This is a genomic window from Vibrio sp. 1249-1 (genome assembly GCF_033340495.1).
In genome coordinates, this window is record NZ_JAWOWJ010000018.1 from 16,781 (window position 1) to 39,498 (window position 22,718).

The 22,718-nt window shown below is 45.3% G+C and carries 21 protein-coding genes; 1 reads left to right on the forward strand and 20 read right to left on the reverse strand.

Annotated elements, in window-relative coordinates; all coding sequences use genetic code 11:
• Positions 1 to 179: 179 nt before the first annotated feature.
• The 3 genes from R7Z50_RS21325 to guaB form a co-directional block, all read right to left on the reverse strand.
• Complete coding sequence (locus R7Z50_RS21325) at positions 180 to 1,703, reverse strand: Na+/H+ antiporter NhaC family protein (RefSeq protein ID WP_005381684.1); 1,524 nt, start codon at positions 1,701 to 1,703, stop codon at positions 180 to 182.
• Positions 1,704 to 1,868: 165 nt separating this feature from the next.
• Positions 1,869 to 3,422, reverse strand: a complete 1,554-nt coding sequence (gene guaA, locus R7Z50_RS21330; protein WP_005381685.1) for a glutamine-hydrolyzing GMP synthase — start codon at positions 3,420 to 3,422, stop codon at positions 1,869 to 1,871.
• Positions 3,423 to 3,521: 99 nt separating this feature from the next.
• Positions 3,522 to 4,988, reverse strand: coding sequence for an IMP dehydrogenase (gene guaB / locus R7Z50_RS21335; RefSeq protein WP_017633908.1), 1,467 nt, complete (start codon positions 4,986 to 4,988; stop codon positions 3,522 to 3,524).
• Positions 4,989 to 5,220: 232 nt separating this feature from the next.
• Here guaB and xseA point away from each other — a divergent pair, with 232 nt between their 5' ends.
• Positions 5,221 to 6,552 (forward strand): exodeoxyribonuclease VII large subunit, encoded by a 1,332-nt coding sequence (gene xseA / locus R7Z50_RS21340; protein WP_042521180.1) that lies wholly within the window; start codon positions 5,221 to 5,223, stop codon positions 6,550 to 6,552.
• A gap of 13 nt (positions 6,553 to 6,565) precedes the next feature.
• Here the strand turns inward: xseA and R7Z50_RS21345 are convergent, their stop codons facing one another.
• The 17 genes from R7Z50_RS21345 to iscU all read right to left on the reverse strand — a co-directional run bounded on the left by R7Z50_RS21345 (position 6,566) and on the right by iscU (position 22,715).
• A complete protein-coding gene (locus tag R7Z50_RS21345) occupies positions 6,566 to 6,790 on the reverse strand; it encodes a zinc ribbon domain-containing protein (protein ID WP_318149252.1) in 225 nt (74 codons plus the stop codon).
• A gap of 309 nt (positions 6,791 to 7,099) precedes the next feature.
• Positions 7,100 to 7,975, reverse strand: a complete 876-nt coding sequence (locus tag R7Z50_RS21350) for a metal-dependent hydrolase (protein ID WP_065275049.1) — start codon at positions 7,973 to 7,975, stop codon at positions 7,100 to 7,102.
• Between the two features lie 59 nt (positions 7,976 to 8,034).
• A complete protein-coding gene (gene der / locus R7Z50_RS21355) occupies positions 8,035 to 9,531 on the reverse strand; it encodes a ribosome biogenesis GTPase Der (RefSeq protein WP_017820569.1) in 1,497 nt (498 codons plus the stop codon).
• Positions 9,532 to 9,698: 167 nt separating this feature from the next.
• A complete protein-coding gene (gene bamB, locus R7Z50_RS21360; protein WP_005381696.1) occupies positions 9,699 to 10,859 on the reverse strand; it encodes an outer membrane protein assembly factor BamB in 1,161 nt (386 codons plus the stop codon).
• A gap of 12 nt (positions 10,860 to 10,871) precedes the next feature.
• Positions 10,872 to 11,486, reverse strand: coding sequence for a YfgM family protein (locus R7Z50_RS21365; RefSeq protein WP_005381697.1), 615 nt, complete (start codon positions 11,484 to 11,486; stop codon positions 10,872 to 10,874).
• A gap of 126 nt (positions 11,487 to 11,612) precedes the next feature.
• Positions 11,613 to 12,881 (reverse strand): histidine--tRNA ligase, encoded by a 1,269-nt coding sequence (gene hisS, locus R7Z50_RS21370; RefSeq protein WP_005381698.1) that lies wholly within the window; start codon positions 12,879 to 12,881, stop codon positions 11,613 to 11,615.
• A 26-nt stretch (positions 12,882 to 12,907) separates the two neighbouring features.
• Positions 12,908 to 14,026 (reverse strand): flavodoxin-dependent (E)-4-hydroxy-3-methylbut-2-enyl-diphosphate synthase, encoded by a 1,119-nt coding sequence (ispG, locus tag R7Z50_RS21375; protein WP_005381699.1) that lies wholly within the window; start codon positions 14,024 to 14,026, stop codon positions 12,908 to 12,910.
• Between the two features lie 6 nt (positions 14,027 to 14,032).
• The gene (gene rodZ / locus R7Z50_RS21380) at positions 14,033 to 14,983 is read right to left on the reverse strand and encodes a cytoskeleton protein RodZ (RefSeq protein ID WP_005383707.1); all 951 of its coding nucleotides are present in this window, start codon (positions 14,981 to 14,983) and stop codon (positions 14,033 to 14,035) included.
• A gap of 435 nt (positions 14,984 to 15,418) precedes the next feature.
• The gene (locus R7Z50_RS21385) at positions 15,419 to 16,546 is read right to left on the reverse strand and encodes a bifunctional tRNA (adenosine(37)-C2)-methyltransferase TrmG/ribosomal RNA large subunit methyltransferase RlmN (RefSeq protein ID WP_017633913.1); all 1,128 of its coding nucleotides are present in this window, start codon (positions 16,544 to 16,546) and stop codon (positions 15,419 to 15,421) included.
• 373 nt (positions 16,547 to 16,919) lie between these two features.
• Positions 16,920 to 17,345 carry a nucleoside-diphosphate kinase gene (ndk, locus tag R7Z50_RS21390; RefSeq protein WP_005381702.1) on the reverse strand — a complete coding sequence of 142 codons (426 nt, stop codon included), beginning with the start codon at positions 17,343 to 17,345 and terminating at the stop codon, positions 16,920 to 16,922.
• Between the two features lie 95 nt (positions 17,346 to 17,440).
• Complete coding sequence (gene pepB / locus R7Z50_RS21395; RefSeq protein WP_017633915.1) at positions 17,441 to 18,739, reverse strand: aminopeptidase PepB; 1,299 nt, start codon at positions 18,737 to 18,739, stop codon at positions 17,441 to 17,443.
• Between the two features lie 161 nt (positions 18,740 to 18,900).
• Positions 18,901 to 19,095, reverse strand: coding sequence for a Fe-S cluster assembly protein IscX (iscX, locus tag R7Z50_RS21400; protein WP_005381711.1), 195 nt, complete (start codon positions 19,093 to 19,095; stop codon positions 18,901 to 18,903).
• Between the two features lie 44 nt (positions 19,096 to 19,139).
• On the reverse strand, positions 19,140 to 19,478 hold the full coding sequence (fdx, locus tag R7Z50_RS21405; RefSeq protein ID WP_005381713.1) for an ISC system 2Fe-2S type ferredoxin: 339 nt from the start codon (positions 19,476 to 19,478) through the stop codon (positions 19,140 to 19,142).
• A 13-nt stretch (positions 19,479 to 19,491) separates the two neighbouring features.
• On the reverse strand, positions 19,492 to 21,345 hold the full coding sequence (gene hscA, locus R7Z50_RS21410) for a Fe-S protein assembly chaperone HscA (RefSeq protein ID WP_053302969.1): 1,854 nt from the start codon (positions 21,343 to 21,345) through the stop codon (positions 19,492 to 19,494).
• A 21-nt stretch (positions 21,346 to 21,366) separates the two neighbouring features.
• A complete protein-coding gene (hscB, locus tag R7Z50_RS21415; RefSeq protein WP_033905803.1) occupies positions 21,367 to 21,882 on the reverse strand; it encodes a co-chaperone HscB in 516 nt (171 codons plus the stop codon).
• Between the two features lie 55 nt (positions 21,883 to 21,937).
• A complete protein-coding gene (gene iscA, locus R7Z50_RS21420; protein ID WP_005381717.1) occupies positions 21,938 to 22,261 on the reverse strand; it encodes an iron-sulfur cluster assembly protein IscA in 324 nt (107 codons plus the stop codon).
• A 70-nt stretch (positions 22,262 to 22,331) separates the two neighbouring features.
• Positions 22,332 to 22,715, reverse strand: coding sequence for a Fe-S cluster assembly scaffold IscU (gene iscU, locus R7Z50_RS21425; protein ID WP_005381718.1), 384 nt, complete (start codon positions 22,713 to 22,715; stop codon positions 22,332 to 22,334).
• Positions 22,716 to 22,718 lie beyond the last annotated feature (3 nt).

Sequence of the window (22,718 nt, forward strand, 5' to 3'; positions counted from 1 at the left end):
GAGGAATAACTAGACATATAGTGGATCATATATACGAAACACCGAGCCAAGTACGTTGATTCTGCGAGACAAAATGAATAAATAGGTCCTCACACACATTTTGTCACAAGAAAAATGTTACCTTGACTCAAAAGAAAAGCGGAGACCCTGTGAGCCTCCGCTTTGTGATGTTTCTCTCTTTATTGTTCTGCCGAAACCACCTCTAGCTTCGCGGTTGACTTTTGTTTAGACAGCACAAAATAAACCACACACTGAGAAATAATTGCGGCAAGCACAATCACTGGTGAGGCGTTGATTCCAGCTAAAAGAAAACACCCTAATGCGATCATTCCATTGAGTAATGCGTAAGGCAATTGTGTACGGAAGTGCTCATACTGTTCACACCCCGCTCCTGTCGACGACAAAATCGTAGTTTCAGAGATGGGAGAACAGTGATCGCCAAACAAGCCACCAGATAATACCGCACCAATACAAACCAACAGTGGTGCATCAATCGCAACGGCAGTTGGGATCACTAATGGCATCATGATGGCAAACGTCCCCCAAGATGATCCCGTAGCGAACGAGATAATACCGGCCAGTAAAAACGCAACCGCTGGCAATAACCAGTAAGGGAAACCGGCTTGAGCTTGTTCAGCAATGTATGCAGCTGCACCTAATTCTTTCCCAACCGAGCTAAGCGCCCAAGCCAATACCAGAATCACCGCCACTGACATCATGTTTGACATCCCTTTCAGATAAACCTGAATACCATCCGAAAGCTTTCTTACGCCATAAAACGCCATCAGCGCAATTAAAGTGAAGGCCGCGAAGAAATATGCAGAAGAAAGTGCAGCCCTAAACGTTGATCCTGCCACTTTTTGAAATGGAAAACCGTGTGGCACGAGGATGGTACATAGAACCACCAGCATAACGAGCAAAGGTGCCCATACAAAACTAGATTTTGCATTTTTATGCGTAAACACATTCATGGACTCCTGCACTTTCCCAAAGTCGGAGCCCTGCTCTGCTAGTTGTTCAGCCTTCGCCATCGGTCCGAAATCTAATTTGAAGAAAGAGACAATCGGCACAATCGCGATCGCAAGAAAGGCGTAAAACTGATACGGGATCGCACCAATGAAAGCATCCCAATCACTCATACTGACATTCAGGGCAGTAAACTCTTTTTGAATCAATCCCATGATGTAAACGCCCCATCCGATAAAAGGGATCAAGATTGCGACGGGAGAGGAAGTAGAGTCGATAATAAAAGCTAATTTTTGGCGTGATACTTTTAACTTATCAAATAAAGGGCGAAAAACAGGGCCAACAATCAGTGGTGTACCAAGGTCTGAGAAGAAAATAACCACACCACCGAACCATGCGGACAGTTGAGCTTGGCATTTACTCGCAACCCATTGAGTAACCTTTTTAGCAAACGCCACACCACCGCCAGATTTCTCCATCAAGGCAACAAAGCCACCAATAAAGACCAAGAGCAAAATGACGCCCGCATTGTAGCTGTCAGTTAATTGCGGCAGTAGATAGCTTTTCATCAGTGCACTAAACGAGTCTAGTGGCCCTTTTTCGACAAATGTCCCTTCGAGCATAGCGACACCACTCACCACACCCGCGAATAAACCAACAACGACATTTCTTGTGGTCAGCGCGAGGAAAAGAGTAATAAGGATGGGAATGAGAGAGGTAACGTCAGCCTGTTCCATAGCAATACCATTTATGATAATTAAACAATTAAAATGAATATATATTTAATTTAACCGCATGTATATATCTCTCACAAAAAAGTTGAGCCACCTCTTCACAAACTTGAAGTACAAAAAAACCAGCCCGAAGGCTGGTTCTTATAAACTCAACTGTCTAGAGGAAAATTATTCCCACTCGATAGTCGCTGGTGGCTTACCTGAAATGTCGTAAACAACACGAGAAATGCCATCAACTTCGTTGATAATACGGTTAGATACCTTACCTAGGAAGTCGTATGGTAGGTGTGCCCAATGAGCAGTCATGAAGTCGATAGTTTCTACCGCACGTAGAGACACAACCCAATCGTACTTACGGCCATCGCCCATTACACCAACAGAACGTACTGGTAGGAATACCGTGAACGCTTGAGATACTTTGTTGTATAGATCAGCTGCGTGAAGCTCTTCAATAAAGATAGCATCAGCACGGCGTAGCAAGTCACAGTACTCTTTCTTGATTTCACCAAGAACACGAACACCTAGACCTGGACCCGGGAATGGGTGGCGGTAAAGCATGTTGTAAGGCAGGCCTAATTCTAGACCAATCTTACGAACTTCATCTTTGAACAACTCACGTAGTGGCTCAACAAGACCCATTTCCATGTCATCTGGAAGACCGCCCACGTTGTGGTGCGATTTGATCACGTGCGCTTTACCAGTCTTAGATGCAGCTGACTCGATTACATCAGGATAAATCGTACCTTGAGCTAGCCATTTCGCGTTTTTCAGCTTCTTAGACTCTTCATCGAATACATCTACGAATACGTGACCGATAGTCTTACGCTTCTCTTCTGGGTCAGACTTGCCTTCAAGTGCTTTTAGGAAGCGTTCTTCAGCGTCAACTTTGATGATGTTCAAACCAAATTGGTCGCCGAACATATCCATTACTTGTTGACCTTCGTTTAGACGAAGTAGACCGTTATCAACAAATACACACGTTAGCTTGTCGCCGATTGCGCGATGAACCAGCATCGCAACTACCGATGAATCAACACCACCAGATAGACCTAGGATAACTTCGTCGTCACCCACTTGCTCTTTAATGCGAGCAACCGCGTCTTCGATGATAGATTCCGAAGTCCATAGACGCTCACAGCCACATACGCCAAGAACAAAGTTCTCAAGCATTTGTAGGCCACCTTTTGTGTGTGTCACTTCTGGGTGGAACTGAACACCGTAGTATTTCTTCTCTTCGTTCGCCATCGCAGCGTAAGGACAAGTGTCTGTCTCACCAACTTTTACGAAATCGGCTGGGATCTCTACTACTTTGTCGCCATGGCTCATCCAAACGTCTTGAGTTGCTTCAAGGTCTTTAAATAGAGCACATTCACCAGAAACTTTAACCTGAGCGTAGCCAAACTCACGTTCGTTAGAGCCCGCTACTTTGCCTCCTAGTTGTTCCGCCATAGTTTGCATGCCGTAACATACGCCAAGTAGAGGAACGCCAGAGTCAAACACATATTGAGGCGCGCGTGGAGAGTTCTCTTCCGTTACGCTTTCTGGACCGCCAGATAGGATAATGCCATCTGGGTTGAATTCGCGAATATCCGCTTCTTCTACATCCCAGCTCCATAGTTCACAGTAAACGCCGATTTCACGTACGCGGCGTGCTACTAATTGAGTGTACTGAGAACCGAAGTCCAAGATCAGAATACGTTGGTCATGGATATTTTTAGTCATTTTGAGCAGTCTTTTTAAGGCTAAGTGATTAAAACCGAGGCGAGTGTACTCGCCTCTTCTTAATGCTTCAAGGAAAAAGCAAACGTTTCCGTTGGGTAATTAGTTCCCTAGACGGTAGTTCGGCGCTTCCTTAGTAATTTGAACATCGTGTACATGAGACTCTTGCATACCTGCACCAGAGATACGTACAAATTCAGCTTTCGTACGCATATCTTCGATAGTTGCAGAACCAGTTAGACCCATGCTTGAACGTAGACCACCCATTTGTTGGTGTACGATCTCTTTTAGACGGCCTTTGTATGCGATACGACCTTCGATACCTTCTGGTACTAGCTTGTCCGCTGCGTTGTCAGACTGGAAGTAACGGTCAGAAGAACCTTGAGACATAGCACCAAGAGAACCCATGCCGCGGTAAGATTTGTAAGAACGGCCATTGTATAGAATCACTTCACCCGGCGCTTCTTCAGTACCAGCAAACATAGAACCAACCATCACACATGATGCGCCTGCTACGATTGCTTTACAGATATCACCTGAGAAACGGATACCACCGTCAGCAATAACCGGAATACCATAATCATTAGCCACTTCTGCCGCATCTGCGATTGCAGTGATTTGTGGAACTCCCACACCCGTTACAATACGAGTTGTACAGATAGAACCAGGTCCGATACCCACTTTCACTGCGCTTACGCCAGCTTCGATTAGTGCTTTAGCACCAGCACCAGTTGCTACGTTACCACCGATGATGTCTAGATCTGGGTAAGCAGCGCGAGTTTCGCGGATGCGGTTTAGTACACCTTCAGAATGTCCGTGTGAAGAGTCGATAAGTAGAATGTCAACGCCTGCTTCAACTAGAGCAGCAACACGCTCTTCGTTACCAGCGCCAGCACCAACGGCTGCGCCAACACGTAGGCGACCACGCTCATCTTTACATGCGTTTGGTTTACGTTCTGCTTTGTGGAAGTCTTTCGCAGTAATCATACCGGTTAGTTGGAACTCATCATTCACAACCAATACTTTCTCTACACGAGCTTCGTGCATTTTCTCTTGCACTTCTTCTCGTGTTGCACCTTCTTTAACTGCTGCCAACTTCTCTTTTGGCGTCATTACTGAAGATACTTTCTTAGAAAGGTCCGTCACAAAACGAACGTCACGACCAGTGATAATACCAACAAGCTCATTGCTCTCAGTGACAACAGGGAAACCTGCAAAACCATGCTTTTCAGTGAGTGCAACAACATCAGCGATGGTCGCGTCAGGGTTTACAGTAACCGCGTCAGTTACCATACCAGCTTCGAACTTCTTAACTTTACGAACTTCGGCTGCCTGCTGCTCAATAGACATGTTCTTGTGGATAAAGCCAATGCCACCCTCTTGCGCTAGCGCAATCGCTAGACGAGCTTCAGTAACAGTGTCCATAGACGCTGAAATCATTGGGATGTTTAGGGTGATGTTCTTAGTTAGCTGAGTGCGAAGATCAGCTGTGTTTGGGAGAACGGTGGAGTGTGCTGGCACAAGTAGTACGTCATCGAATGTCAGCGCTTCTTTGGCAATTCTTAGCATTTGCAATATCTCACAATTAGAGGAGTAAAAAGAACAATCCAATCTCATCGTTTCGCATAATGAGGGTAACCTGTGTTAGCAACAAGCTACATTTGGATTAGATATTGCGGAGGGATTATACGGTTAACGCAATCGCTTGACCACAAATTTTTTAATTTTTTTTCTTGCAATTACCCCCTTGCTATGTATTATATTGCCGCTAATTTCCATACTCACGTCTAAGAGATTAGCTGTGCTCTCCAAGACCAATCAAAACATCTTTACTGTTTCTCGTCTCAACGCAGAAGTTCGTTTACTCCTTGAAAACGAAATGGGGATCGTTTGGCTCGTCGGAGAGATATCCAACTTTTCAGCTCCTGTCTCTGGTCACTGGTACCTCACTCTTAAAGACTCTCGCGCTCAAGTTAAATGTGCCATGTTTCGTGGTAACAATCGCCGCGTTACTTTCAAACCCGCTAACGGTAATCAAGTCCTAGTAAAAGCTCGTCTGTCTCTTTATGAGCCTCGCGGTGACTACCAATTGATCATCGAAAGCATGCAACCGGAAGGTGATGGCCGTCTTCAACAAGAGTTTGAAGAGCTGAAAATGAAGCTTGCAGCAGAAGGGTTGTTCGCGCAAATCAATAAGCAATCTTTGCCTGAGCACCCTAAACGTGTTGGCGTCATCACATCGAAAACTGGTGCCGCGCTTTACGATATCTTAGACGTATTGAAACGTCGTGATCCTTCCCTACCTGTTGTGATTTATCCGACAGTGGTACAAGGTGAGGACGCAGCCATTCAAATTGCACAAGCCATTGGTCGCGCTAACAGCCGTGATGAATGTGATGTACTAATTGTGGGCCGAGGTGGTGGTTCATTAGAAGACTTATGGTGCTTTAACAACGAGATATTAGCTCGCACGATTGCAGCAAGCCAAATTCCTATTATTAGCGCCGTTGGACATGAAGTTGACGTAACAATAGCTGATTTTGTCGCCGACGTACGCGCGCCTACTCCATCAGCAGCCGCTGAGCTAGTAAGCCGTGATAACAGCCACAAAGATCAAGCTTTAGTTACCCGCCAGCATAAGTTAGCGAGTGCGATGCGTTACTACCTAGCACAACAAAAGCAGCAATCTGCTCAATTAGTGCACCGTCTAGAGAGACAGCACCCAAGCTATCGCTTGCAACGTCAGACGCAACAGTTAGATGAGTTGGACATGCGCTTACAGCGAGCGATGAGTCGTTTTATTGCCTTGCGTCAACAGCGAATCGAGCGTCAACATTATCGGCTGCAATTAAATTCTCCTGTAACACGCCTTGCCGAGCAGAAGTCGAAGCTAGAACGTGTTGAGCAAAAGCTCATGGATGCAATGGATCGCAAATTACTGACTATGCGCCATCAACTCGCGATTGCTGCAGAGAAGTTAGACACCGTCAGCCCACTAGCGACATTGAAACGAGGTTACTCAATTACTCAAACTGAGCAAGGTAAAGTGATTACTCAATCTTCAGATGTAAAATCGGGAGATATATTGATTACTCGATTAGCCGAAGGCGACGTTCGCTCTACCGTTAACTGAATACAAACTCTGGTTAACTGATTTTCTGGAACTTAAATCGGACACGTGATTTTGATTTGAGTTCATTACACACATTACAAAAGTAACTCGCAGCACCGCATGCTTGCAGCTTCTCCAGCTCCGCCTCACAATCAGGGCAAAAACCTACTTTTTTAAAATCCGATTCACACTGTGCACAATGGTATTGTCCTGTCCATTCCAGTTCGACATTGCAAGTCGGGCAAATGTTCTGCTGCATATCCCGTTCCTCTCTCTAAACTAAGCAATTTCGAGTAACGCATGCTACTCAAAATAGCGAACAAGTATGTTGATCTTCATCACCGCCCCAACAAGTTTCACGAGGCGTTAACCATACTTGATACGTAGGATCTTATACTGATCGTCTGATATTTACTCCTTGATCAGCGATCACCCCTTAAAAGAATATTTATATAACCACACACCGAAAGCATAAGTTACATATTCTGCATTCCAATTTAAGGCAGAATAAAAAACCTTAAAAAGATTTAATTAAACGAAAAATCAGAATTTAATAAAAAGATCTTATTCAAAAAGCAGTGTTTACATTGGTGTGCATTTCGATAGTTTGAGCGTCGAGCTTAACGAGTTTAACTTGGATAAAAGCAAACTCATTTAAATGGCTCGCATGCGTTCCACCACAAGGGATTACCGCTAATTGACCTTCCCCTAAATCGCACTTCCAATAGCGAGAATCCGTTAATCTGTCACCGTGGCATTCCATGGTGATCATCGCATCTCGTCGAAGCCATTCCACAAGTTGGCTATTCACTTTTTTTGCAATCGCCTGGAGGTCATTCAGCATATCTGCACTGTTTAATCCTCTTTTACGGAGTGTTTTGCCTAAACGGTACGTATCGAGGCACTTGTCTGGAGTAACATAACTCGTAACTTGTGCATAGCTATTAAAGTCATAATAACCATGTGGGTCTTTGCGGTCTGCGTCTTTTCGCCAATAGTCTTCCGCTAGTACTTTATTCAACGCCAAATACGCTAAGTGTCCTGCAGTGTGGCCTCGACTCAAAGCGCGTTGGTAATCCTTATCTACCGCCAATGTCACCAAATCATCAGTAACAAGTGATTCCGTACGTGATAAAACATGCACAACGACAAACACCCAACCTTCAGCATCACGCTTTACAGGGATGTCACTACCCACATACAAAGCACCACTCTCCTGCTCCACTGCTCCAACTTGGCAATCTACTACGTCATGCTCAGACCCATTCACCTTCAACGTTCCTTTATCTGCAGGGTGATCCGGCCACATGTGACTAACGGGATGGAACGGCGTGACATCTGTAATAACGTAAGTCACTTCTTCCGTAGATTGAACGAGCTGTATTTGTGCTTCTAATTGCCATGTTTGATGACAAAAACGAGTCTTTGTTGCTGTGATAGTCATTTTTACGATTACTTTTGATAAAAAAATACCCAAGTAGAAACTTGGGTATTCGAATTTCATTATTTATTGCGGTTTTTCACCATCGACATCATACGTTTGCGTTTACGCTCTTGTGATAGCGTAAGCTTATTCGTACGGTTCTCGTATGGGTTATCACTGTTGTGGAAGTTAATGCGAATCGGTGTTCCCATAATTTCCAGAGACTTACGGAAGTAGTTCATCAGATAACGTTTATACGAATCTGGCAATTCACGAACCATGTTACCGTGGATAACAACGATCGGTGGGTTGTAACCACCTGCGTGTGCGTATTTGAGTTTGATACGACGACCACGAACCATTGGCGGTTGGTGATCATCCACAGCCATCTTCATGATACGCGTCAGTACTGACGTACCCACACGCGTTGTCGCCGAGTTATATGCTTCTTGAATAGATTCAAACAAGTGACCAACGCCAGTACCGTGCAGCGCAGAGATAAAGTGGATACGCGCGAAGTCGACGAATCCTAGACGGCGGTCCAGTTCTTTCTTCACGCTTTCTTTCACGTCACTGTCTAGACCATCCCACTTGTTAACGGCGATGACAATTGAGCGGCCAGCATTCAGTGCAAAACCAAGCAAGCTTAGGTCTTGGTCTGAAATATTTTCACGTGCATCAATCACCAGTAGAACGACGTTTGCATCTTCTACCGCTTTCAGCGTCTTAACAACAGAGAACTTTTCAACCGTTTCATTGATACGACCACGACGACGAACACCTGCGGTATCAATTAGTACGTATTCGCGTCCATCACGCTCCATCGGGATGTAGATAGAATCGCGCGTTGTACCAGGCATATCGTATACAACCACACGTTCTTCACCCAGAATACGGTTAGTCAGTGTCGATTTGCCTACGTTAGGACGACCGATGATCGCCAACTTAATCGGCTGCTCTTGAAGGCGTTTGAATTCAGCTTCTGCGTCTTCTTCAGTGTAATCTTCAACAAGAGGCTCTTCGTCTTCGAATCCAGTCAGGTCTTCAATCTCACCTTCTTCAGATTCACTTGTTAGTAGATCATCAAAGAATGGAGATAAAGCACGCTCAAGCAAAGCGGTCACACCACGGCCATGAGCAGCCGCAATCTGGTACATATCATCCACGCCGAGCTGCCAAAAATCAGCACACGCCGCATCGGCATCAATACCATCGATTTTGTTTACTACCAGCATCGCTGGCTTTTCAATTTTACGCAGATGCGCAGCAATTGCTTCATCTGAAGGTGTCAGACCAGCACGACCGTCAACAAGGAACAATACAACATCAGCCTCATCAATCGCGGCTAATGACTGTTCTGCCATCTTTGTTTCCACGCCTTCTTCTGTGCCATCGATACCACCAGTATCAATCACAATGAATTCGTGCTCTTCACCAAGTCTCGCCTGGCCATATTTACGGTCTCGCGTTAGGCCTGGAAAGTCCGCAACCAACGCGTCACGAGTGCGAGTCAATCGGTTAAATAGTGTAGATTTACCTACGTTCGGACGCCCTACTAGAGCTACAACAGGTACCATAACAACCTCTACAATAATCTTTCTTCTGTAGTTATAGGTAACGACTTGCTCGATGCCAAATCAAACCAGCTTTTTACCTATAACCACGTCAGGGTTAATAAATTCAAACAACAAAACGGCTCCTAGCTGTCACCAGCCAGGAGCCGAATGTGAATTATATCACGATATTATTCGTTAATGGTTAGTTTCTTTACATCGCCGTTGCGAGTTGTAATCACATAACCATCCGACAATAACGTCGGGCCAACTGCCAAGCCACTATCATCGACAAACTGCTGCGCAACAAATTCGCCCGTTGAACGATCCATCCAGTGAAGGTAACCAAGCGTGTCACCGACAACGAGATAATTGCCAACAATAACTGGCGCTGTAAGTTGTCGGTGCTCAAGCAAGCTGTTTTCCCACAACTCAGTCCCGCTTCGTGAATCAACGGCAACAACATGATCTTTTTCCGTTATCACAAAGATGCGACTACCATCTGTAGAAATGTCTGTCGCAGATGAGTAATTACGCTTCCAAATCGGGTTCGCTGAACGTAAGTCAATGGCGATAAGTTGACCATTGTATCCAATGGTGAAAAGAGTACCGCCTAGCACAATTGGCGATGAATCAACGTCAACCAAACGATCAATTTCTGTCGCGCCTTTTGGCGTACCAACAGGCTGTTGCCAAATCAACTGACCACGCTCAACGATAGCAGCTGCGAGTCGGCCATTTGCCGTTCCCCAAAATACACCGCCGCCAATTGCAGTCGGAGTACTGTCGCCACGTAAAGTTAAGTTCGGCACTTCTGTGCTCAATGCCCAGCGTTGCTCACCTGTACTCTCATTAAGGGCAATCAGCATGCCTCGGCTAGTATTGATGATAATAAGGCCTGAATCTGCAACTGGCTTCGCCAGTACCTCACCACCAACTTTTACACGCCAAACAATTTCACCTGTTTCTTGGTCAAGAGAGATGACTTCACCATTCTCAGAGCCAATGTAAAGGTTTCCGTATGCCGCTGTGATACCACCAGAGAGACGAGCAATGACATCTTCTTCTAGGTCCGTTTGCCAACGTTGTTTACCATTCTCAGGATCCAGCGCTTTTACTAAGCCATCACGACTTGCCACGAACAATGTATCATTCGCAAATACAGGGGATAGTTTTGAAAAGTAATGACCAACACCATCGCCAACCGATGTGCTCCACTCACTACTGGTTGTAAACTGACTGTCTACCTGAGGTAGTGGCGCCATTACAATGGTGTCTTTCTCACCTGCACAACCGGCAAGTACTCCCATTGTTAACGCCCCTAGCAAGGCTTTCTTAAAGACTCTTTTCATCCAATGCGGTCCTTATTTCGCCAGATCGTCCAATTTCATTTGTAGTGTCGGGCTTGCATCTGCCGCTTGCTGAGCTTCAGTATACGCAGCGTACGCAGCATCTTTGTCACCTTGGCGAATCGCAATATCGCCACGAAGTTCAGCAATACGACCTGTCCATGCTGTATCAGTGACGTTACTTAGCTCTGCCGTTGCAGCGTCGAAGTTACCCATTTCCGTCTCAATACGCGCAATGCGGTAACTAATCAATGGTAACAACGCAGCATCTTGAGTGTTGCTTTGCGCCCACTTCAGTTGCTCCAATGCAGCAGAAAGGTCTTGAGCTTCAACTTGTGCTTTAGCAAGTTGTAGTGCAGCCAATACTGAATATTCTTTTACTTCATTTGACTCAATGAAAGCTTTCACGTCAGCTTGAGCATCAGTGCCTTTGTCTTGCAAAGCATTCATTGCTGTCGTGTAGCTTTGAGAAGCTGCTTCACTCGCCTGAATCACAGAATCCTGGTAGTAACGCCAGCCAAATAGACCACCTAAACCAACAACCGCACCGATGATGACGGCTTTGCCGTTTTCCTTCCACCAGTCTTTAATGGCTTCAACTTGTTGTTCTTCAGTATCGTAAAGTTCCACTTCCTGTCCTCTTAAAACATGTAAATGGCAGCTTAGCTGCCATTGTTCCTATTTCGTTTAAAGGCTCCACATTTGGGAGCCTTAGCTTACGAACTAGGATGTAATTTTGTTAGATTACTAAAAGACTTAAATCAGTGCTGCGATCTTTTCTGCAACTTCTGCTTGGTTGTAAGTCTCTTGCTCACCACCAGCTAAGTCTTTCAGTACTACGGTATTATCCGCAACTTCGTTTTCGCCCAGAACCAATGCTACAACAGCACCAACTTTGTCTGCGCGTTTAAACTGTTTCTTGAAGTTACCGCCACCGAAGTGATTCATCACACGAACGCCTGGAACAGACTCGCGAAGCTGTTCTGCTAGCTTCATTCCTGCCATCATGGTGCCTTCACCCGCTGTGACTACGTACACGTCAACACTGCGACGAACGTCTGTCAGTTCCAACGTTTCTAGCATCAGTACTAGACGCTCTAGGCCCATTGCAAAGCCAACCGCTGGTGTTGGTTTACCACCTAATTGCTCTACAAGGCCATCGTAACGACCACCGCCACATACAGTGCCTTGAGCACCTAGGCTCTCAGTGATCCACTCAAATACCGTGCGATTGTAGTAATCCAGACCACGAACTAGACGTTCGTTAACTGTGTATTTGATACCTGCGGCGTCTAAAAGTTCACATAGACCTGCGAAGTGTGCTTTAGATTCTTCACCCAAGTAATCTGAAAGGCGAGGCGCATCACCTAAAATAGCTTGAACGTCTGGGTTCTTCGTATCCAGAACACGCAGTGGGTTCGTGTGCATGCGACGCTTACAATCTTCATCTAGCACATCAATATGTTGCTCAAGGAATGCAACCAGTGCAGTACGGTAGTCTGCGCGGTCTTCTTGAGAACCGATAGAGTTCAGCTCAAGACGAACATGTTCATTGATACCTAGCTCACGCCATAGACGCGCCGTCATCATGATAAGCTCTGCATCAACATCTGGACCATTTAGACCAAACACCTCAACACCACACTGGTGGAATTGACGGTAACGACCTTTCTGCGGACGTTCATGGCGGAACATAGGCCCCATGTACCACAGACGCTGTTCATCACGGTTGATCAGGCTGTTTTGGATACATGAACGTACACAGCCCGCCGTACCTTCAGGGCGAAGTGTTAGGCTGTCACCGTTACGGTCATCAAAGGTGTACATTTCTTTTGAAACGACGTCTGTCTCTTCACCAACAGCGCGGCTGAATAGGTTTGTTTCTTCAACGATTGGCATGCGCACTTCGTTATAACCGTATGCGCTAATTACATTTTTCACTGTGTTTTCTAATTTTTGCCACAGTGGCGACTGAGTTGGGAGGCAATCGTTCATGCCTCGAATTGCTTGAATTGTTTTTGCCACAATACTTACCGTAATTCTCGTTGAGATTAATCTTGTACTTTAACTTCGATGCGGTTTTCGCCATTCATCATAGCTGCTTTCGCACGGATCTTAGCTTCTAGCTTATTCACAAGGTCATCGTTATCAAAGCGCTCTTTCTGGCGTTTACCATCTTCGTAGAATGCGCTCTTCTTGTTACTACCTGCTAGACCTAAGTGAGAAACTTCTGCTTCACCAGGGCCGTTTACCACACAACCGATGATAGACACATCCATTGGCGTGATGATGTCTTCTAAACGTTGCTCCAGTGCATTCACCGTACCAATCACATCGAATTCTTGGCGTGAGCAGCTTGGGCACGCAATAAAGTTGATGCCTCGAGAGCGAATGCGCAGAGATTTAAGGATGTCGAAACCGACTTTGATTTCTTCAACTGGATCGGCAGCCAAAGAGATACGCAGCGTATCTCCTATCCCTTCAGATAACAGCATACCTAAGCCAACAGATGACTTAACAGCGCCAGCTCGAGCACCACCCGCCTCTGTGATACCTAAATGAAGAGGCTGATCGATTTTCTTCGCCAGCAGACGATATGAATCCACCGCAAGAAAAACGTCTGAAGCTTTCACGCTAACTTTAAATTGGTCAAAGTTAAGACGATCGAGATGATCTACGTGACGCATCGCCGATTCAACCAAGGCTTCTGGCGTAGGCTCACCGTATTTCATCTGTAGATCTTTTTCCAAAGATCCACCATTGACACCAATACGGATCGGGATATTTTTATCGCGAGCGCAATCAACAACAGCGCGAATGCGCTCTTCATTGCCGATGTTACCTGGGTTGATACGTAAACAGTCAACTCCGTACTCCGCAACTTTCAGCGCGATACGATAGTCGAAATGAATATCAGCCACTAATGGTACAGAAACTTGCTGTTTAATCAGTTTGAAAGCTTCTGCTGCGTCCATCGTAGGTACAGAAACTCGAACGATATCTGCGCCGACTTTTTCTAGTGCTCGGATTTGAGCGACTGTCGCTTCTACGTCAGTCGTGCGAGTGTTAGTCATTGACTGTACTGCAATTGGCGCACCATCACCAATTGGCACATCACCCACATAAATACGCGTCGATTTACGACGAATAATTGGAGATTCGTGTTGCATAATTTTTTATAACGGTAGAGTGAATCTAGCTACTTTGCCTGAAGTATACCCAGAAAGGTCGACAGGTTCACTTGCAAATGTCATTGTAACCCCTTCCGGTGCGCCTAATATCACTTTAAATGGCGCTTTTCCGGTAAGTTCTACATCTTGTCCTGGCTTATGAGTACCACTTACCAGCGTTTTACCATTGGTGTCTTTTACTTGAATCCAACAGTCCGCTTTAAACTTCATAGTAAGAAGTGTCATGCCTTCAGGTACTACTGGCGCAGGCTGTTCCTCTTCCGCCGCTTCAATCACGGCAACAGGTTCTTCAGAATCTACGCTTGTTGTATTTTCAGTTTCAGTCAGCAAAGGATCCGCCCCTTGCTCAACGGGTGCTTCAGTCAATTCAGCAACACCTTCATTAGTTGAAGCAACTTCTTCAGGAGTGCTTGCGATTAACTCTTCAGCCGTCATCAAATCGATATCAGCTAATTCTTGAGCAGTGGGCTGCGGCGCTTCAACACTTGAATCCGTTACTTCCTTAGTTAGGCTATTCTCTTGTTGGTTTTGCCACCACCATGCAGCTGAAATGCCAATAATGACTAGCCCGATAACCCAAGTAAGGAGCATAATACGGCTATTGTGCTTCTCGTCTTTTGTTTTACGAGAGAAGCTTTGCATTTCAATTTCTTGCTCTTGAGGCTGAGCATCGGCAGTCTGCTCTAACGCCGTCAAAACCACCTTCTCATCAAGACCTACGAATTTAGCGTAAGAGCGTAAGTAACCACGCGTAAATGTCGCGACTTGTTGAGATTCAAATCGGTTATTTTCAATATCTTCAATCACAGAAATGCGAAGCCTCAGGCGGTCGGCAACTTGCTTTTGGCTCATTCCCAAGGATTCACGTTTGTTTTTCAGTAATGTGCCAGCTTCAATAGAGAGTGGCACTTCATTCGTATTTTCGTGTTCTGTCATAATGGCGGTATTTAATCTGTTTTAGTGGCTAACGTGGTCATGTATTTTCGTTATTGTTCTTAAGCCTCTTTAAAGATAGCTAGCCTAAACGCGTTAACCAAAAATAATAATTTTAAGAAACTCTCAGCGATCTGAGTGCGAATACCCGTTTTGCAAAAATCAGCAAAACGTATGTGAGAAAGTGCTGAGAATTATCGGTGTCATCGTTAGTGTTACATATCATGATAAGCGAATGCGCAACGAAGACAAAAACTCTTTACACTCAAACTAACAGATAGCTCAAGCTTTTGTCCAAACTTTGACAAAGGAATTCGAAATTATACCCAAATAACCTTAGGTTGAAGAGTGATAGTCCCAAATCTTGGCGAAAATGTCCTAAACAATAAACAAAATAGCCAGAGCGAATGGCTCTGGCTATTTTTGAATTCCGGTCGTTTATACAGCTTTCACTTCAATGGTATCGGCACCGCGTGACGCTTTCAGCATTGCCGTACGTTTAGTTCGGTCAATTACATCACCGACCAACTGACCACATGCGGCATCAATGTCATCACCACGTGTTTTACGAACCGTAACTGTGTGCTCGTATTGCATCAATGTTTTTTGGAAGCGATCAATACGTGAGTTACTTGGTTTCTTGTAAGGTGAACCTGGGTACGGGTTAAACGGAATCAAGTTAATCTTACATGGTGTGTCTTTCATCAATTCAGCCAGTTCACGAGCATGGTCCATGTCATCGTTCACATGATCAAGCAACACGTACTCGACTGTTACCTTGCCACGGTTTGCATTCGATGAAGCAATGTAACGACGAACGGATGCTAGGAAATCTTGAATATCCCAACGATCGTTAATTGGCATGATTTCACTACGCAGCTTATCGTTTGGCGCATGAAGAGAGATCGCTAACGCAACGTCGATTTTGCCCGTCATCTGATCAAGACCAGAAACGACACCTGATGTTGATACGGTTACGCGACGCTTCGACAAACCAAAGCCAAGGTCATCCAGCATTAACTCCAATGCAGGAATCAAGTTCTTCATATTAAGAAGCGGCTCACCCATGCCCATCATCACGACGTTCGTAATTGGGCGACGGCCTGTTTCTTTCTCAAGACCAATTTCACGTGCAGCACGCCACACCTGACCGATGATCTCTGAAACTTTCAAGTTACGGTTAAAGCCCTGCTGTGCTGTTGAGCAGAACTTACATTCCAATGCACAACCTACTTGAGAAGATACACAAAGCGTTGCGCGATCATCTTCTGGAATGTAAACCGTTTCTACATCCTGATCACCAACCTTCATTGCCCACTTGATCGTGCCGTCTGAAGAATGCTGAGCTTCTGCTACAGTTGGTGCTTTAATTTCACACTTGTGTAAAAGCTTTTCGCGCAGCTTCTTGTTGATGTTTGTCATTTTTTCGAAGTCATCTACACCGAAATGGTAGATCCACTTCATAACCTGATCGGCACGAAACGCTTTCTCGCCAAGTTCTTCCGCGAAAAACTGACGCATGCCTTTGCGATCAAAGTCGAGTAGATTGATTTTTTCAGTGGTCATGTTGCCTCTCAATGACTGAAACAAGAATAAGGGCGCGAATTGTACAGCCTTTATGCAGCTACAACAAGGGGTGTAAGACCCTGAGTTTGCTAAGGCATTAAAATAAAAACGATTAAATTTTAATCAGACTTTACGGTGAGAATAATGATTAGACAACCGACAACAAAAGCGTAGAAGTGGTACAGAGAAAACAGTGAGAACAAACACACGTAACTAAGCTTTCACCCCTGTAAGATGCTCAGATTAGCCAACATCTTCGCGAATAATTACGAATGAACTCGCAGGTGAAATGGAGAACGCGGAATAAAAAACCTCGGACAATTCCGAGGTTATTACGAACTAGATCATCACGCAAAAGTGATGCATGAACGAGTTAGCGAGAGAAAACTTCTGATTCAGGGAAGAAAAACTCAATTTCACGAGCGGCAGACTCAGGGCTATCTGAACCATGAACTGAATTGTGACGCATGCTGAGTGCGTAATCAGCACGCAAAGTGCCACATGCCGCGTCCTCTGGGTTGGTTTTACCCATTAGCTCGCGGTAACGTGCAATCGCATTTTCGCCTTCCAATACCTGAACCATAATAGGACCAGATGTCATGAACTCTTTTAGAGGAGGGAAAAACTCTTTACCTTCATGCTCTGCATAAAAGCCGCTTGCCTGATCTTCTGTCAGGTGAACCATTTTGGCAGCGATGATACGTAGGCCAGCCTTTTCAATACGATTGTAGATTTCACCAATTAGGTTTCGCTCTACAGCATCAGGCTTAATGATTGAAAATGTTCTTTCTAGAGCCATAAAATTTCCTTTCTGTACTTGTAATAATAGTTGTGCTTTTAAAGTGACTTACTGGGTAAGAGCAGCACTCAAACAAGAGAGTGCTGCAATCAATCTTATTTTCCAGCTTGCTCATTGAGGAAACGAGCAAGTGTACGAACACCCATACCCGTTGCTCCCGCAGCCCATTTATCAGAAGCGGCTTTACGATACGTACCCGCACAGTCGAAATGTAACCAGCCTTTTTTGTAGTCCTCAACGAAGTAAGACAAGAATGCAGCTGCAGTACTTGCACCCGGAGAATAATCACCAGAGCTGATATTCGATAAATCGGCAAAATTAGATGGCAGCATTTCTCGATGGAAATCAGCAAGTGGTAGCGGCCACAAGCCTTCTTTTTCCTGGTTTGCCGCCGTAAGCGCTTGATGCGATAGCTCATCATCAAAGCTCATTAGCGCATGGTAATCGTTACCTAACGCATTCTTCGCTGCGCCTGTTAGCGTCGCGCAGTCAATGATTAACTCAGGCTTTTGCTCACTGGCGTAGATAAGACCGTCTGCAAGCACCAAGCGACCTTCCGCGTCGGTATTCATAATCTCAACGGTTTTGCCGTTTTTGTAAGTGATGATGTCGCCAAGCTTAAGGGCACGGCCAGAAACCATGTTCTCAGCACAACACAAGATCAGCTTTACGCGCTTGTTTAAACCGCGCAAGATAGCTAATCCTAGGCCACCAGTTATAGTACCCGAGCCACCCATATCTGCTTTCATTGCACTCATGAAGGTAGAAGGCTTCAAGCTGTAACCACCGGAATCAAAGGTGATGCCTTTACCCACAAGACATGCGAATACAGGTGCGTTTTCGTCACCAGTTGGGTTGTAGTCTAACTGAAGCATCGCAGAAGTACGCTCAGAACCACGGCCTACTGCGTAAATACCTTCCCAACCTTCTGCCAACAAGTCTTTGTCTTTGACGATACGAGCTGTCACCGTGCCTTTCGGCGCAACAGATTTGATGAATTCAGCAGCCATTGTCGCTAGCTGACGAGGAGCAACTTCTTCTGCCGTTTTGTTGATAATATCGCGGGTAAAATCAGTCGAAGTAATACGAGCTTGAAGCTCTGCTTGCTCTTCATCAGACAATGCTGCCCACTCAACTGAGCCATGTTTTTTAGGGTTACGGAACCCTTGGTGGAAAGCCCATACGCTCTCTAGATCCCAGTTATCACCAGAAAGAAAAATAGAACGAATTCCTTGGCCATCTAGCTGACGAGCTGCACGTTGAATTGCGCCGAGATCATGACCTTCACCTAAGTGAATAGTTGCGCCGTTTTCAGCGAATGAAAGCAGTGCTTTTTCACCCCAATGTGGTGCTGCCGACTCTTGACTTAAAAATACAGACATCTGTGTAGACATGGTTTCTCCTTGTCTTATAGCAGCGTTGCCTACGCTGCTTCTTTTTAATAACTCACGGATGTTAGCATTATGTAGGGCAAAAATGTCAATTGGATAAAAAAACGGACCTAAAGGTCCGCTTTTTTTAGTAAGAATTGTTAACTAGGCTGTGTTTTACAGACTTAGTCTGCTTCGTCCATCCAGCACATGATAACGGCTTCTAGAATCTTTTCATTAGAACGGTTTGGCTCATCGTCAAACTCATCTAACTCCATGATCCATTGATGAAGATCGGTAAAACGCACTGTTTTTGGATCGACATCTGGAAACTTGTCACAAAGTTCAATCGCGATATCGCGAGAATCTGTCCATTTCATTGCTCATCTTCCTTTTGCTTCTTCCCTATATTGGGAAGATAGTTTTAGTGATCTTCTGAAGCGTGGTTGAGTGTGTATTTAGGAATTTCTACTACCAAGTCTTCATCAGCAATTCTCGCCTGACACCCTAGGCGTGACTCAGGCTCTAGACCCCACGCTTTATCTAGCATGTCGTCTTCTAGTTCTTCACTTTCTTCTAGTGAATCAAAACCTTCACGGATGATTACGTGGCAGGTAGTACACGCACATGACTTCTCACACGCATGTTCAATACCGATACCGTTTTTTAGCGCTACGTCTAGAACGGTGTCACCAGAGTTTGCTTCCAACACTGCACCTTCTGGGCACAAATCGTCGTGTGGTAATACAATAATCTTAGGCATAACTACTTATCTCTTATATATCGTCTACTGATTGACCTGACAACGCAGCTCGAATCGATTTATCCATACGGCGTGATGCGAAATCTTGGCTCGCTTTATCGGTATCTTTAATGCCCTGCTCTATCGCATCTGCATCATCACCATTACGCAGCTCAATCAAGGCTTCGATGGCTTTAATCAAGTTTTGTTTCTCTTGTTCTGATAGTAAGTCATCACCATCAGCTTGCATCGCTGCAATCAAACCTTCTATCACTCGGTCGGCTTCAACACGCTGTTCAGCTAAGGCACGAGCTTGCATGTCTTCTTTTGCGTGCGTCATTGAATCACGCAACATATCCGCCACTTCATTGTCACTTAAGCCGTAAGAAGGTTTTACTTGAATCTCTGATTGAACACCAGTGCTCTTCTCCATTGCCGTAACAGAAAGAAGGCCATCTGCGTCAACTTGGTAAGTCACGCGAATATGTGCCGCACCCGCTGCCATCGGAGGAATACCTTTTAGCGAGAAGCGAGCAAGTGAACGACAGTCATCAACCATTTCACGTTCACCTTGTACCACATGAACACTCATCGCCGTTTGGCCATCTTTGAATGTGGTAAATTCTTGCGCACGCGCAACGGGAATCGTAGTGTTGCGGGGGATGATCTTCTCGACCAAACCACCCATGGTTTCAATACCGAGCGACAGTGGAATCACATCAAGAAGCAACATTTCAGAGTCAGGCTTGTTACCCGCGAGAATGTCTGCTTGGATACCCGCGCCGATTGCAACAACTTCATCAGGGTTAATGCTTGTCAGGGGTGTGCGACCAAAAAACTCGCCTACCATTTCACGAACCAGCAATGTACGGGTTGAGCCACCAACCATGACTACTTCAAGTACATCTTCCGCATCTACATCCGCATCTTTTAATGCGCGACGACAAGACATCAGTGTTTTCTTCACTAGCGGACGAATCAGATCTTCGAACTGCTCGCGAGTCACGGTGCCTTTCCAACCAAAAACGTCAACGTCAACACTGTCTTGCTCAGAGAAAGCAATCTTAGCTTCAGTAGCAATGTTCAACAGTGTACGGTTCTTTTCTGCAGAAAGCGGCGCTTCTAGACCCGCTTGCTCCATTAAATAATCGGCAAATAGATGGTCGAAGTCGTCACCGCCTAATGCAGAGTCGCCACCTGTTGCTAATACTTCAAATACGCCTTTCGATAAACGTAGGATAGAGATATCAAAAGTACCGCCACCTAGATCGTAAACCGCAATCACACCTTCTTGACCAGAGTCTAGGCCATAAGCAATTGCCGCAGCGGTTGGTTCGTTAAGTAGACGGAGAACATGAAGACCAGCTAATTTCGCCGCATCTTTTGTACCTGCACGTTGCGCGTCATCAAAGTAAGCAGGAACGGTAATAACGACACCAGCTAACTCACCACCTAACGTATCTTCAGCTCGCTTACCCAATACTTTTAGGATGTCCGCAGATACTTCAATCGGGTTTTTGTCACCTTGAGGTGTTTGCAGAATTGGCAGGCCGTTTTCACTCTCTTTAAAACGATAAGGAAGTGAAGAGTAACGGGACTGAATGTCCTTTAATGAACGACCGATCAAACGTTTTACAGAGATAATCGTGTTCTCTGGTTCAAACTCTGCTTTGGCTTTGGCTTCGTGGCCGACCGTTAACGTTTCCTCAGCGTAATTAACGACTGAAGGTAAAATAGTACGGCCCTGCTCGTCCGCAAGTGGAGTTGCATCGCCGCTACGTACAGAAGCAACCAAAGAGTTGGTAGTACCTAAGTCGATACCCGCTGCTAACTTATGCTCATGAGGTGCCGAGCTTTGGCCCGGTTCTGCGATTTGAAGTAGTGCCATGATAGGTCCTTGTCACGCTTACTAGCCGAGGAGTTTGTCTTCGACTAGCTCAATTTCGTTCTTTAGTTTGGCAATGAATTTTAGCTTACGAACTCGGTCTGCGGCTTCAGCCCATAGACCATCATCAAGCTCTTGCTCGACGCTTGCCAGATGCTGTTTGTACATTTTGCTGACCTTAGAGTCGAAGTCAAAAAGCGCCGATTCAGGATCGGACTTGTCAGCAATCTCTTCCAGTTCTTCGCGCAGTTCCATTTGCTCCATTAAGAACATCGGATCTTGCATTGTTTGCTGTTCACCTCGGATCTCAACACCTTGCTCTGCGAGGATATACTCGGCGCGAGAAATAGGATTTTTCAGAACTTGATAGGCATCGTTGATTTGCGCCGCCTTTTGCACCGCCATCAAACGGTCACGTTCTGAGCCCGTTGCAAAGTTATCCGGGTGGAAGCGTTTTTGTAGTTCTCGGAACTGAGAAGAAAGAAGGCTACCATCCAGCTTAAACTGACTTGGTAGCCCAAATAATTCAAAGTGATTCATTAAGTTCGGGTCCTAGTAAAGCCTTCCGGACTCGTTTGCCCAGAAGGACAATCAATTAGACGTTGAAGCTTTCACCACAACCACATTCACTTTTCGCGTTAGGGTTGTTGAATTCAAAACCTTCATTCAACCCTTCTTTCACGTAATCCAATTCAGTACCATCTAGGTACACTAAGCTCTTTTGATCGATGATAATTTTCACTCCAGAGAGTTCAAATACTTCGTCTTCTTCATTGAGCTCATCAACAAACTCAAGTACGTATGCCATGCCGGAACAACCAGTCGTCTTCACTCCAAGACGTAAACCGATACCTTTGCCTCGGTTATCTAGGAATGCTCTTACGCGACTTGCCGCTGATTCTGTCATTGTGATGGCCATACTGCACCTTAGTCTGTCTAAATTTCGGTTGGAATGGGAGCGTCAAAGCTCCCATTATATTACGGAATAATTATTCTTGGTGTTTTTTCTTGTAGTCAGCAACCGCTGCTTTGATTGCATCTTCAGCAAGAATAGAACAGTGAACTTTCACTGGTGGAAGCTCTAGCTCTTCAGCAATCTCAGAGTTTTTAATTGCTGCCGCTTCATCAACTGACTTACCTTTTACCCACTCAGTTACTAGTGAGCTTGATGCGATTGCACTACCACAACCGTATGTTTTGAACTTCGCATCTTCGATGATACCTTCAGGTGTCACTTTGATTTGAAGCTTCATTACGTCACCACACGCAGGAGCGCCAACCATGCCGCTACCTACTGATGGATCTTCTTTATCGAATGAACCAACGTTACGTGGGTTCTCGTAGTGATCAATTACTTTTTCGCTGTATGCCATGAT